The 13030-nt window shown below is 65.3% G+C and carries 10 protein-coding genes; 7 read left to right on the top strand and 3 right to left on the bottom strand.

Annotated features, from left to right (window positions below; all coding sequences use genetic code 11):
- Positions 1–323: 323 nt before the first annotated feature.
- Entirely contained in the window at positions 324–821 is a 498-nt protein-coding gene (locus NX773_RS12945; protein ID WP_258856745.1) for a hypothetical protein, read from the top strand.
- Positions 822–959: 138 nt separating this feature from the next.
- Positions 960–1418, top strand: coding sequence for a hypothetical protein (locus tag NX773_RS12950; protein ID WP_258856746.1), 459 nt, complete (start codon positions 960–962; stop codon positions 1416–1418).
- Positions 1419–1425: 7 nt separating this feature from the next.
- On the opposite strand, the gene NX773_RS12955 is transcribed toward NX773_RS12950, so the two are convergent.
- Entirely contained in the window at positions 1426–2865 is a 1440-nt protein-coding gene (locus NX773_RS12955; RefSeq protein WP_258856747.1) for a DHA2 family efflux MFS transporter permease subunit, read from the bottom strand.
- A gap of 97 nt (positions 2866–2962) precedes the next feature.
- Complete coding sequence (locus NX773_RS12960; RefSeq protein WP_258856748.1) at positions 2963–3517, bottom strand: acyloxyacyl hydrolase; 555 nt, start codon at positions 3515–3517, stop codon at positions 2963–2965.
- Between the two features lie 127 nt (positions 3518–3644).
- Here NX773_RS12960 and NX773_RS12965 point away from each other — a divergent pair, with 127 nt between their 5' ends.
- The gene (locus NX773_RS12965; protein WP_258856749.1) at positions 3645–4544 is read left to right on the top strand and encodes an NAD(P)-dependent oxidoreductase; all 900 of its coding nucleotides are present in this window, start codon (positions 3645–3647) and stop codon (positions 4542–4544) included.
- 166 nt (positions 4545–4710) lie between these two features.
- Here the strand turns inward: NX773_RS12965 and NX773_RS12970 are convergent, their stop codons facing one another.
- Positions 4711–5904 carry a M20 aminoacylase family protein gene (locus tag NX773_RS12970; protein ID WP_258856751.1) on the bottom strand — a complete coding sequence of 398 codons (1194 nt, stop codon included), beginning with the start codon at positions 5902–5904 and terminating at the stop codon, positions 4711–4713.
- Between the two features lie 151 nt (positions 5905–6055).
- On the opposite strand from NX773_RS12970, the gene NX773_RS12975 reads away from it, so the two are divergent.
- The 4 genes from NX773_RS12975 to NX773_RS12990 all read left to right on the top strand — a co-directional run bounded on the left by NX773_RS12975 (position 6056) and on the right by NX773_RS12990 (position 13019).
- Entirely contained in the window at positions 6056–8137 is a 2082-nt protein-coding gene (locus tag NX773_RS12975; protein WP_258856752.1) for a molybdopterin-containing oxidoreductase family protein, read from the top strand.
- 5 nt (positions 8138–8142) lie between these two features.
- Complete coding sequence (locus NX773_RS12980; protein ID WP_258856753.1) at positions 8143–9255, top strand: aminopeptidase; 1113 nt, start codon at positions 8143–8145, stop codon at positions 9253–9255.
- A 170-nt stretch (positions 9256–9425) separates the two neighbouring features.
- Positions 9426–11108, top strand: a complete 1683-nt coding sequence (locus NX773_RS12985; protein ID WP_258856754.1) for a long-chain-fatty-acid--CoA ligase — start codon at positions 9426–9428, stop codon at positions 11106–11108.
- A gap of 213 nt (positions 11109–11321) precedes the next feature.
- The gene (locus NX773_RS12990; protein WP_258856755.1) at positions 11322–13019 is read left to right on the top strand and encodes a long-chain-fatty-acid--CoA ligase; all 1698 of its coding nucleotides are present in this window, start codon (positions 11322–11324) and stop codon (positions 13017–13019) included.
- The last annotated feature ends 11 nt before the right edge of the window (positions 13020–13030 follow it).

Below are 13030 nucleotides of genomic sequence, written 5' to 3' on the forward strand. Positions count from 1 at the left end.
CACCAGCCTGAACGCGCTCAAGATCGCGTTCAGTGCGGGTGGGGGTTTTTCGCTTTTGGAAAAGCCCCGTCGGCCTGAACGCGCTCAAGATCGCGTTCGGTGCAGGCGGGGCTTTTTTGTTTTGGAAAGAGCGGCGGAGATTGATCCTCGAAACTCATGGAAGAGAACATCGCTACGGGTGCCATGCGCACAGTGCAGTGGCCTGCAGATCGCGCAATGGCTTGCCGGCGCCGTCGTTCTATTGCGGTTCCTTGAACTGGGTTTGTTTTTTGACGGCCTTGCCAGTGCTAGGATTTCGGTAATCCTTTTTCGGTTCTTCAAAAATGACACGCACAAAAAAACTCACGTTCGCGCTTCTGGTCGCCTTGCCGTTGTTTGCCATTGGTGCCGGCCAGCACGAGCATCACGACCATGTCGCACATGCAAAGAGCCAACCCATCAAAATCGAACTCGACAACGGCAAGAAGTGGCCGACCGATGCGCCCTTGCGAAAGGGCATGAATACCATCCGTGAGGTGACTGCGGCTACGATAGCGAGCATGTACGCAGGGACTGCCACCGACGCCACGTACGCGGCTGCGGCAAATCGTATCGATCGCCAGATTTCCAATATCATCCAGAACTGCAAGCTCGATCCCGCCGCGGACGCGCAATTACACGTCCTGATCTCGGAAATGATGGCCTCCAGCGGTGTGATGGCAGGCAAGGCACCGGCCAAGCCGCGCATGGACGGGTTGCACCGCATGGCCGAGGCATTGGACGCCTACGGGACACATTTTACGCACCCCAGCTGGAAGGGTTTGGAGATCCAACAGCACTGAGCAAGCATCCGGGGGGGCCTGGGCAGTCAGCACAATCCTACATGGGATTAGTCCTTGGTCCGATAGTCCCTGTGCGGTCCCGCCCTCATGATCGGTCGATAGCGTCGTCATGACGCGCCGTTCAGGGAGGAACAGCACATGAGCTCAAAACAGAAGGGCCAAGGACCCAGCAAGGCAGGCGCGAAGGAGAAGATCGTTCCGGTCGCGGAAGGCAGCTTGCAGTCGCGCTCGCCCGGTGCCGGGCCGGGCAAGCTGGAGGACCGTGACGCAGGCTTGCTGCACGGTTCCCGCCAATCGGCAAACCTGCAATCCCAGGGGGGACAGTACGGTGGCGCCGGCTCCCAGCAAGCGGGCTGGAGTGCGCGCCAGCAGGCCCAGCGCATGCAAGCCCGCGCGGAGGAGCAGCGGCGCGGGGAGAGCCAGCAATCGGGCTATGGCGGACAGGAGCAGTACCAGCATGCCGGCGCGCAGGAAAGCCGGCAGGCGGAACCGCAGACTGGCGCTTCCAGTGCCCACAACCGCAAGCCCGGCCTGAATGAGCCGGCTTCTGACTTCACGAGCAAGCCGCACGCGCCGGACAAGCCTTCCCGGCGTTAAGGGCATTTCACTGCGCCGCCGAGGTCGACTCCTCGTCGGCGCGGCGCTTGGCCCCCTTGCTGATGCTCTCGCCGTCGTTGGGCTTCAGTGCCCAGAATACGGCCGACGAGGCGATCGTCAGCACCGACAGCGCAATGAAGGCGTGATGCAGGGCACTTGCCACCATCGGCTGGTTTGTCTGCGGCACGTTGCCCAGGAACCAGGCAGTGATCAGCGTGCCCGCCGCCAGGCCAAAACTCATGGACAACTGCTGTAATGAGCTGGAGATGGTGCTCGCCATGCTCGTGTCTTTCTGGCCAACGTCCGCATAGGCCAGGGTGTTCATGCTGGAAAACTGCAGCGAGTTGAAGAAGCCCTGCAGCAGGCCGATGGCGATGATGATCGCGGTTGGCGTGCCCGGCCCGACCAGCGCAAACAGGCCGATGGTCAGGCCGATGCACACCGTGTTCACCACCAGCACTTGGCGGTAGCCGAAGGTGCCCAGCACGCGCGGCGCGATCAGCTTCATGCCCATGGCCGCCGCAGCGGTGGGCATCATCAACAGGCCCGAATGCCATGCCGGCAGGCCCAGGCCGACCTGGTACAGCAGCGGCAGGAGGAAGGGCATGCCGCCCACGCCCAGCCGCGTCAGGAAGCCGCCAAGCACGGAAATGCGGAAAGTGCGAATGCGCAGCAGCGACAGGCGCAGCAGCGGGTACTTGCGCTGCGCGGCGTGCCAGGCATAGGCGCCGAGCAGGGCAATCGACAGCACCAGCATCAGGCCGGCGGTCATCGGGTCCAGCGTGTGCTCGCCGAAGATCTCGAGCAGCCAGGACAGGATCGCGGTGCCGCTGCTGAACAGGATCAGGCCAACGACGTCCAGCGGCCGGCGCTCCTGGCCGTGGTAGTCCGGCATGTAGCGGTACACGAGGAACAGCGCAGCCAGCCCGACGGGCACGTTGATGCAGAAGATTGCGCGCCAGGACACGAGGTGCACGATCACGCCGCCCACCGTTGGCCCCAGCAGCGGGCCGATCAGCGCAGGGATGATCACGAAGTTCATCGCGCCCAGCAATTCCGATTTGGGAAAGGTGCGCACGATGGTCAGGCGCCCGACCGGCATCATCAGCGCCCCGCCAATACCCTGCAGCAGGCGCGCGGCCACCATCATCGGCGCGTTGAGCGAGAGCCCGCACAACACGGACGCAAACGTGAACAGGGCGATGGCGCTGCCGAACACGCGGCGCGTGCCGAAGCGGTCCGCAATCCAGCCGCTCACGGGGATGCCGACGGCCAGACTCAGGATGTAGCTGGTGACCACCGACTTCAGGCTCAGCGGCGTGACGTTGAGACTGGCCGCGATGCTGGGAACGGCGGTATTGACGATGGTGGCGTCGAGCTGCTCCATGAATAGGGCAGTTGCGACCAGCCACGGCAGGTATTTCTTGGCGGTGCTGGAACTATCCAATCGAGGTTCTTCCTGTCGGGTGGGCCCGTCAAGCGCGGGCGCCAACCCGATTTTCACACAAACCCGAAGAAGCCGATTTCAACCGGACAGCAGGGCTTTAGAACGGACGCGCCACCCGCAGCACGGCCCAGTTCACGCCGCTGTTCGGATGCTTGATGCCGCCGTTGGAGTAGTGCTGGATGCGCGCGCTGATGTCCCATTTGTTGTCGAGCACATAGCCCACGCCGATGTGGTCGGCGAACTCGTACGCGGTGGACAGGCGGTTGCCGGCGTTGTTGTACAGCTCCGAGAACAGGCTGGCGCCGATGCCGCCCTCCGCGTACCAGCCCAGCTTGTTGTCGTTCTGGTAGCGGAACACCGGCGTCACGCCGATCACCCACAGGTTCTGGTTCTGGCCGGAGACGTGCCGGTAGTCGGTGCCGCGCCAGAAGGCGATGTTGGCGTCCCAGTAGCCGCCCAGATGGCGGCCGTTCGACGCGAACCACTGCACGTTCCAGTCCTTCTGGACCGCGGCGCGCACCATGCCGACCTGGTCGCCCGCGCCCAGTTCGAGCGAGTACGAATCCAGCCCATCGCCTGCGAAGCTTGCGTGGGATACCATCAACGCGGCCAGTGCCGCCACCGATTTTGCGACTTTACGAATAGAGACCATGGGTTATTTCTTTTCTCGAGTTGACGCCGATACTGCTGGCTGTGCCAGTTATTGTACTGGTCACGGCGATTCCGCGCTGCGTTCGGCCGGTTGTTAAAATCGTACAGTGACATCTTGTGAGGACACCATGACTTTGCCAACCCTGGCATTTCTCGGCATCGGCCTGATGGGCGCCCCGATGGCGACCCGGCTGGCACAGGCCGGCTATCCGCTGCGCGCCTGGAACCGCAGCGCGCACAAGGCCGACGCGCTGCGTGGCGCCGGGGCCGAGCCGCATGCCGACCTGGCCCAGGCCGTGCGTGGCGCGGCGATCGTTATTTCCATGCTCGAGGCCGGACCGGCGGTGCGCGACGTGATCGAGGCAGCGCTGCCGTCGCTGCAACCGGGCGCGTTGTGGATCGACATGAGCTCGACCCGGCAGGACGAGGCGCTGACGTTCTCGCTGCTGCTGCGCGAGCGGCAGGTGCGTTTCATCGACGCGCCGGTGTCGGGCGGCGTGGGCGGCGCGCAAGCGGCCACCCTCGCGATCATGGCCGGCGCCAGCGAACCGGACTTCGCCGAGGCCGAGCCGGTGCTGCGCGTGATGGGAACGCCGATGCGCGTGGGGCCGGTGGGCAGCGGACAGGTGGCCAAGCTGTGCAACCAGCTCATCGTGGGGGCGACGATCAACATCGTGGCCGAGGCGCTGCTGCTGGCCGAAGCGGCCGGTGCGGACGCGGCGGCAGTGCGCGAGGCAATCCGCGGCGGGTTTGCCGGCAGCCGCATTCTCGAGGTGCACGGGCAGCGCATGCTCGAGCGCGACTTCATGCCCGGCGGGCAGGTGAAGAGCCAGGTGAAGGATCACCGCAACGTGCTGGCGGCGGCGCGGCAGGCCGGCTTGATGCTGCCGTTTGCCGAGCTGGCCGAGCGGCGCTATGCGGCCATCGAGCACGAGCTGGCCACGGCGGATCACAGCGCGGCGCTGATCGGGCTGGAGAGGGATAATCCGGGCAAGAGGGTGGGGGACGGCCCCGACAAGCTGCCCTAGCCGTCGCAGCGCCAAAAGCCGGAACCTGACCGGACGTCGTTCCCGCGGAGGCGGGAACCCATAGACCGTTTGAACGCCCGGGCTGGCCGCTGGGACTGATGGCGGCTCGCACTCAGCATGGGTCCCCGCCTCCGCAGGGACGACGTGCGAACTTTACTGGTATCCGTTAAGCCAGCGGCAGGCTCATTTCCGTGAGTCGCACCCAGTAGCTGGCGCCGATCGGCAGCAGCTGGTCGTTGAAGTCATAGCTCCCGTTGTGCAGCTGGCACGGCCCCAGGCCGTGGCCGTGCGCGCGGTGTTCGCCTTCGCCGTTGCCAATGAAGACGTAGCAGCCCGGCTTTGCCTGCAGCATGTAGGCAAAGTCTTCCGCACCCATCGTCGGCTCGACGTTCGTGTCCACGTTCGCCTCGCCCACCACGGCCTTCATCGCCTCGACCGCGAACGCGGTTTCGCGCGCGTGGTTGACCAGCGGCGGGTAATTGCGCTCGAACTCGAAGTCGATGCTCGCGTTAAAGCCGGCCGCCACGCCGCTGGCGATCTCCTGCATGCGCTTTTCGATCAGGTCGAGCACGCCAGTGGTGAAGGTGCGCACCGTGCCCACCATCACCGCTTCGTCGGGAATCACGTTGGTGGCGCTCCCCGCGTGGATCTGCGTGATCGACAGCACAGCCGTATCCAGCGGGTTCTTCTCGCGCGAGACGATCGTCTGCCAGGCTTGCGCGATTTGCACCGCCACCATCACCGGGTCGATGCCGCGGTGCGGCTGGGCAGCGTGCGCGCCCTTGCCCTTGACGACCACGCGGAACTCGTTGGACGAGGCCATCTGCGGCCCGGCCACCACGCCGAACTGCCCGACCGGGATGCCGGGCCAGTTGTGCATGCCGTACACCGCCTCCATCGGGTATTTGTCGAACAAGCCGTCTTCGATCATGCGCTTGGCGCCGCCGCCGCCTTCCTCGGCCGGCTGGAAGATCAGGTACACGGTGCCGTCGAAGTGGCGATGCTCGGCCAGGTAGCGCGCCGCGCCCAGCAGCATGGCGGTGTGGCCGTCGTGGCCGCAGGCGTGCATCTTGCCGCTGTGGCGCGACGCGTGCCCGAAGGCGTTCAGTTCCTGCATCGGCAGCGCGTCCATGTCCGCGCGCAGGCCGATCGCGCGCGGCGAGTCGCCGTTCTTGATGATGCCGACCACGCCGGTGACGCCCAGGCCGCGCACCACCGGAATGCCCCATTCGGCCAGCCTGGCGGCCACCACGTCAGCGGTGCGCTGCTCTTCGTAGCACAGCTCCGGATGGGCGTGCAGGTCGCGCCGGATGTGCTGTAGTTCTTGCTGAAACGCGAGGATAGGTTCGACCAGTTTCATCCATTGCCTCCAATCTGTTGCGGGCATGCCATGCCATTTGAAAAACTATTGTAAGCCTTCCGGGCAAATCTCATCTACACCCGCCACAAGCGGGGCCGTCTTCGTATAAAGTATTGGTTTACCGACGTTTTTTTCGCTGGAATCCTCCTCCATGACCACCACCGTAGTCCGGGCCGCCTGCCCCCACGATTGCCCCGACACCTGCGCCCTGCTCGTCACCGTAAAGGACGGCGTGGCGACCGAAGTGAAGGGCGATCCGGACCACCCGACCACGGCTGGCGTGTTGTGCACGAAGGTCTCGCGCTACGTGGAGCGTACCTACCACCCGGACCGGCTGCTGCACCCGCTGCGCCGCGTCGGCAAGAAGGGCGAGGGCAAGTTCGAGCGCATCAGCTGGGACGAGGCGCTCGACGAGATCGCAAGGCGCCTGTCCGAGATCGCCGCGCGCGACCCGCAGGCGATCGTCCCGTACAGCTACTGCGGCACCATGGGGCTGGTGCAGGGCGAGGCGATGTCTTCCCGCTTTTTCAACAAGCTGGGCGCATCGCTGCTCGAGCGTACCATCTGCGCCACGGCGGGCGCCACCGGCTACAAGTACACGATCGGTGGCTCCATCGGCACCGACCTCGAGCACTTCCAGGACGCGAAGCTGCTCCTGATCTGGGGCGGCAACCCGATCGCATCGAACCTGCACTTCTGGACCCGGGCGCAGGAAGCCAAGCGGCGCGGCGCCAAGCTGATCGCGATCGACCCCTACCGCTCGCTGACGGCCGAGAAGTGCCACCAGCACATCGCGCTGCTGCCGGGGACGGACGCGGCGCTGGCCTTGGGCCTGATGCACGTGCTGATCGCGGAAGACCTGCTCGACCACGACTACATCGAGCGCTACACGCTCGGCTTTGAGGCCTTGAACGAACGCGCGGCCGAGTGGACTCCTGAGCGCACCGCCGCCACCTGCGGCATCACCGTGGACGAGGTGGTGAACCTGGCCCGCGAGTACGGCCAGGCGGCGCGCCGTGGCGAGCCGGTGGCGATCCGCATGAACTACGGCATCCAGCGCGTCCACGGCGGCGGCATGGCCGTGCGCAACGTGGCCTGCCTGCCGGCGCTGGTGGGCGCATGGCGCCACGCGGCGGGCGGCGTGCAGCTGTCCACGTCCGGCTCATTCCCGGCCAACAAACCGGCGCTGCAGCGCCCGGACCTGCTGGGCGAACGCAAGCCGCGCTCGGTGAACATGGTCCAGATCGGCGACGCGCTGCTGGCGGAGGCATCGCCCGATTTCGGACCGAAGATCGAAGCGGTGGTGGTGTACAACTCGAACCCGGTCGCGGTGGCGCCCGAGTCGCCCAAGGTGCAGCAGGGCTTTGCGCGCGAGGACCTGTTCACGGTCGTGCTCGAACACTTCGCCACCGACACCGTCGATTACGCGGACATCGTGCTGCCGGCCACCACGCAGCTCGAGCACGTGGACGCGCACCTGGCGTACGGCCACCTGTACATGATGGCCAATAACGCCGCGATCGCGCCGCTGGGCGAAGCCAAATCGAACGCCGAGATCTTCCGCCTGCTCGCCGCGCGCATGGGCTTTGACGATCCGCTGTTCCGCGAAACCGACGACGAGCTCGCGGCCCAGGCCTTCGACAAGAGCCACCCGCGCGCCATCCATTTCGACTGGGAGTCCCTCAAGCGCCGCGGCTGGCAAAAGCTCAACATGCCCGAGGCGCCGTTTGCCGAAGGCGGCTTCCCGACCCCGTCGGGCAAGTGCGAGTTCTATTCGAGCACGATGGCGGCCGACGGCCTGGACCCGGTGCCGGCCTTCATCGCGCCGTACGAATCGGTCGCGTCCAATCCGGCGCTGGCCGCCAAATATCCGCTGTCGATGATATCGCCACCGGCCCGCAACTTCCTCAACTCCACCTTCGTGAACGTGCAAAGCCTGCGCGCCACCGAAGGCGAGCCGCACCTGGACATCCATCCGAACGATGCGGCCGCACGTGGGATTGCGCACGGCGACATGGCCCGCATCTTCAACGACCGCGGCTCGTTCGTGGCCCGGGCGCGCGTGACCGACAAGGCGCGCGAAGGCCTGGTGGTGGCGCTGTCGGTGTGGTGGAAGAAGCTCGCCAGCGACGGCAGGAACGCCAACGAAGTGACCAGCCAGCACCTGACCGACATGGGGCGGGGGCCGACCTTCTACGACTTACTGGTGCAGGTAGAAAAAGCCGCGCCCTGATCGACATGAAACGCTTGAGAATCACCCGGCCGATCCGCACCGTCCTCGTCGCGGGGGCGGCTGCGGGCCTGTTGGCCAGCTGCTCCACGCTGAACTACTACACTCAGGCGGCGCAGGGCCAGCTTGAACTGCTCTCGGACGCAAAGCCGATCGACGACTGGCTGGCCGACCCGGCCACCAATCCCAAGCTGCGCCATCGCCTGGAAACCGCGCGCCAGATCCGCCGCTTTGCGGTGCAGGAGATGGCGCTGCCGGACAATAACAGCTACAAGAACTACGCGGCCCTCAAGCGCCCGTACGTGCTGTGGAACGTGGTGGCCACGCCCGAACTGTCGCTGCAGCCGCTGGAGTGGTGCTTCCCGGTGGCCGGATGCGTGAACTACCGCGGCTACTACAACAAGGCAGACGCGCAGCAGTACGCCAACGAACTGCGCGCCCAGGGCAACGACGTCGAAGTGGGCGGCGTGCCGGCTTACTCGACGCTGGGCTGGTTCAGCGATCCGCTGGTCTCGACCTTCATCAACTATCCGGATGCGGAGCTGGCGCGCCTGATCTTCCACGAGCTCGCGCACCAGATCGTGTACGTGCCGGGCGACTCACAGTTCAACGAGTCCTTTGCCAGTACCGTCGAGCAGGCCGGCGTCGAGCGCTGGCTGGACCGCTTCGGCAACCCGGCGATGCGCGAGGCCTACGACAAGTACCGCACGCGCAAGCAGGACTTCCTGGAGCTGCTGCTCAAGTACCGCAAGGAGCTCGAGTACACCTACAAGTCGCCGGTCAGCGACGGCGCCAAGCGGCAGGCCAAGGCCCAGCTGTTCGCGCGCCTGAAGGACGACTATCAGGAACTGAAGGTGCGCTGGGGCGGCTATGCCGGCTATGACAAGTTCTTTGCCGAGCCGCTGTCGAACGCGCACCTGGCCTCGATCGCCACCTACAACGATTTCGTGCCGGCGTTCCGCAACCTGCTGGCGCGCGAAAAGTCCTTCCCGGCGTTCTACCGGGCAGTGCGCCGCATCGCCGACCTCGAGCGCGAGGACCGCAACCGCGTGCTCAAGTCGCTTGGCGCAACCCTCCCGGCGCTGCCTGTGCTGCAGCGCACCATCGGCGCCTCGCGCTAGAGGACAAGCTCCAAACCGGGCAAAAGCGCTTGCACAGCGGCGCTCTGCCCGATAGCATCACAGCAGCAATGGCAAAGCCACAAGGCATCCGTGCGCGCCGCGCGGCTGTCGCTTTGCCTGGCCTGTACAGCGGCCCCACACGATAACTACATTCGAGACAGAGGCGCCCGATGGATAAAATTTGGCTCAAGTCGTACCCGCCCGGGGTACCGGCTGACATCAATCCCGACCAATACCGCTCGCTGGTGCACTTGCTGGAAGAAGCCTTCCAGAAGTACGCCGGACGCAACGCGTACGTCTGCATGGACAAGTTCCTGACCTACGGCGAGCTGGACGCCTACTCGAAGCGGCTGGCCGCCTGGCTGCAAAGCCGCGGCATGGCCAAAGGCGCGCGCGTGGCGATCATGATGCCCAATGTGCTGCAGTATCCGATTGCGCTGGCCGCGATCCTGCGCGCGGGCTATGTGGTGGTCAACGTCAACCCGCTGTACACGGCGCGCGAACTCGAGCACCAGATCCGCGACTCGGGCGCCGAGGCGATCATCGTGCTGGAGAACTTCGCGCACACGGTCGAAGAGGTGCTGGGCAAGACCCAGCTGCGCCACGTGGTCGTGGCCAGCATGGGCGAGATGCTCGGCGGCGTGAAGGGCATGCTGGTCAACTTCGTGGTGCGCAACGTGAAGAAGATGGTGCCCGAGTTCACGATCCCGAACATGGTGCGCTTCAAGGATGCGCTGGCGCAGGGCGCCAGGATGACGTTCACCGCGCAGGACGTGAAGGCCAGCGACATCGCCTTCCTGCAGTACACCGGCGGCACCACCGGCGTGTCCAAGGGCGCCACGCTCACGCACCGCAACGTGACCGCCAACGTGCTGCAGATGGAGGAGTGGTCCAAGCCGGTGATGACGCGCGAGCCGATCCTCGAGCAATCAACCATCGTGTGTGCGCTGCCGCTGTACCACATTTTCGCACTCACCGTATGCGCGCTGTGGGGCATGCGCGCCGGCGCGCTTAACCTGCTGATCCCGAACCCGCGCGACATCCCTGGCTTCATCAAGGAGCTGCAGAAGTACCAGGTCAACATGTTCCCGGCCGTGAATACGCTGTTCAACGCGCTGGCCAACCATCCCGATTTCGCCAAGGTCGATTTCTCGGGCCTGCGCCTTTGCAATGGCGGCGGCATGGCGGTGCAGGCCGCCGTCAACGACAAGTGGAAGCAGGTCACGGGCACTCACATCACCGAAGGCTACGGCCTGTCCGAGACCTCGCCGGTGGCCACCGCCAACCGCTGCGACGTGCCGGTCTATACCGGTACCATCGGCCTGCCGCTGCCGTCCACCGAGATTGCGATCCTCGACGACGACGGCAACGAGGTCGCGCTCGGCCAGCCCGGCGAGATCGCGATCCGCGGTCCGCAGGTGATGGCCGGCTACTGGAACCGCCCGGACGAAACGGCCAAGGTCATGACCGGTGGCGGCTACTTCAAGTCCGGCGACGTGGGCGTGATGGACGAGAATGGTTACGTCAAGATCGTCGATCGCAAGAAGGATATGATCCTCGTGTCCGGCTTTAACGTGTACCCGAACGAGCTCGAGGCGGTGATCGCGGCGCACGCCGGCGTGCTCGAATGCGCGGTGGTCGGCGTGCCGGACCAGCACTCGGGCGAGGCGGTCAAGGTGTTCGTGGTGCGGCGCGACCCGAACCTGACGGCGGACCAGCTCATGGAGTACTGCAAGCAGCAGCTCACCGGCTACAAGAAACCGAAGTACATCGAATTCCGCGACGAGCTGCCGAAGACGAACGTCGGCAAGATCCTGCGGCGCGCGCTGCGCGAGGAGGCACAAGCCGCGTAAGCATGCATGGCGCGGTGTGTGGCCAATGGCTGCGTAGGGTGGGCGGGTTTCCCGCCCACGCGTCCAATTGACGCATGCGCAGCCACAGCAAGGCAGCGACATGAACGCTGTGATTTGAACGCGTGGGCGGGAGACCCGCCCACCCTACCGGGCCCAGCCAATGTGGGACGGTTTGCAGTTTGTTGGATAGCACAAGAAGAAGGCGAGGCATGAATGGATAGGTTTTGGCTGAAGTGGTATCAGGAGGGCGTGCCGGCGGAGATCGACTGGACGCAGTACCGCTCCCTGACGCACCTGCTGGAAGAGTCCTTCCGCAAGTATGCCGAGCGTCCCGCGTATGCGTGCATGGGCAAGACGCTCACCTACGCCGAGGTGGACCGGATGTCGCAGCAGATGGCGGCATGGCTGCAGAACCGCGGATTGAAGCAGGGTGCGCGCGTGGCGATCATGATGCCCAACGTGCTGCAATACCCGGTCGCGATGGCGGCCGTGCTGCGCGCCGGCTGCACCATCGTCAACGTCAATCCGCTGTACACGCCGCGCGAGCTGCAGCACCAGCTGGTGGACTCGGGCGCCGAGGCCATCGTCGTGCTCGAGAACTTTGCGCACACGCTGGAACAGGTGATTGCGCACACCAGCGTCAAGCATGTGGTGGTGGCGTCGATGGGCGACCTGCTCGGCACGCTCAAGGGCGCGGTCGTCAACTTCGTGGTGCGCAACGTGAAGAAGATGGTGCCGCGCTACGAGATCGCCGGCGCGGTTGGCTTCAACAAGATGCTGGCCGATGCCGCGCGCATGAAGCTCACCCCGGTGCGCCTGGGGCACGACGACATCGCCTTTTTGCAGTACACCGGCGGCACCACCGGCATCTCGAAGGGCGCCGTGCTGCTGCACCGGAACGTGATCGCCAATGTGCTGCAGAACGAAGCCTGGCTCAAGCCGACCATGTCGAAGCAGCCCGAGGGGCAGCAGCTGCAGTTCGTGTGCGCGCTGCCGCTGTACCACATCTACGCGCTCACGATCTGCGCGCTGATGGGGCAGCGTACCGGCGGCCTGAACCTGCTCATCCCGAACCCGCGCGACATTCCGGGCTTCGTCAAGGAGCTCTCGAAGTACCGCATCAACATCTTCCCGGCCGTGAACACGCTGTACAACGGGCTGCTCCACAACCCGGACTTCGCCAAGCTCGATTTCTCCAGCTTCCTGGTCTGTAACGGCGGCGGCATGGCGGTGCAGAAGGCGGTCGCGGACAAATGGCTGGCGATGACGGGCACGCCGATCGTCGAAGGCTACGGCCTGTCCGAGACCTCGCCGGTGGTCACGGCGAACCGCTGCGACATCAAGGAGTTCACCGGCACGATCGGCTTGCCGCTGCCGTCCACCGAAGTGGAGATCCTCGATGACGACGGCAACGTGGTCCCGTTCGGCCAGGCCGGCGAGATCGCCGTGCGCGGGCCGCAGGTGATGGCGGGGTACTGGCAGCGCGACGACGAGACGGCCAAGGTCATGACACCGGACGGCTTCTTCAAGACCGGCGACATCGGCGTCATGGACCAGCGCGGCTACACGCGCATCGTCGACCGCAAGAAGGACATGATCCTGGTCTCGGGCTTTAACGTGTACCCGAACGAAGTCGAGGAGGTGGTGGCGGCGCATCCGGGCGTGTTCGAGGTGGCCTGCGTGGGCGTGCCGGACGAGCACTCGGGCGAGGCGGTCAAGCTGTACGTGGTGCGGCGCGATCCGAACCTGACCGCGGAAGAGCTCATGGCTTGGTGCAAGCAGGAGCTGACGGGTTACAAGCGGCCCAAGCACATCGAGTTCCGCGATGCGCTGCCGAAGACCAACGTGGGCAAGATCCTGCGGCGCGAGCTGAGGGATGAGAAGCCGGCGGTGCCTGCCGCGAGCCACTAAGCCCGTCGTCC

Origin of the sequence: Massilia solisilvae (genome assembly GCF_024753215.1) — a bacterium.
In the GTDB taxonomy this organism is placed as follows: Bacteria; Pseudomonadota; Gammaproteobacteria; order Burkholderiales; family Burkholderiaceae_D; genus Telluria; species Telluria solisilvae.

Coding starts and splice junctions, on each gene's coding strand:
- NX773_RS12945 (WP_258856745.1), top strand. CDS start 324: ATGACACGCACAAAAAAACTCACGTTCGCGCTTCTGGTCGCCTTGCCG.
- NX773_RS12950 (WP_258856746.1), top strand. CDS start 960: ATGAGCTCAAAACAGAAGGGCCAAGGACCCAGCAAGGCAGGCGCGAAG.
- NX773_RS12960 (WP_258856748.1), bottom strand. CDS start 3,517: ATGGTCTCTATTCGTAAAGTCGCAAAATCGGTGGCGGCACTGGCCGCG.
- NX773_RS12965 (WP_258856749.1), top strand. CDS start 3,645: ATGACTTTGCCAACCCTGGCATTTCTCGGCATCGGCCTGATGGGCGCC.
- NX773_RS12970 (WP_258856751.1), bottom strand. CDS start 5,904: ATGAAACTGGTCGAACCTATCCTCGCGTTTCAGCAAGAACTACAGCAC.
- NX773_RS12975 (WP_258856752.1), top strand. CDS start 6,056: ATGACCACCACCGTAGTCCGGGCCGCCTGCCCCCACGATTGCCCCGAC.
- NX773_RS12980 (WP_258856753.1), top strand. CDS start 8,143: ATGAAACGCTTGAGAATCACCCGGCCGATCCGCACCGTCCTCGTCGCG.
- NX773_RS12985 (WP_258856754.1), top strand. CDS start 9,426: ATGGATAAAATTTGGCTCAAGTCGTACCCGCCCGGGGTACCGGCTGAC.
- NX773_RS12990 (WP_258856755.1), top strand. CDS start 11,322: ATGGATAGGTTTTGGCTGAAGTGGTATCAGGAGGGCGTGCCGGCGGAG.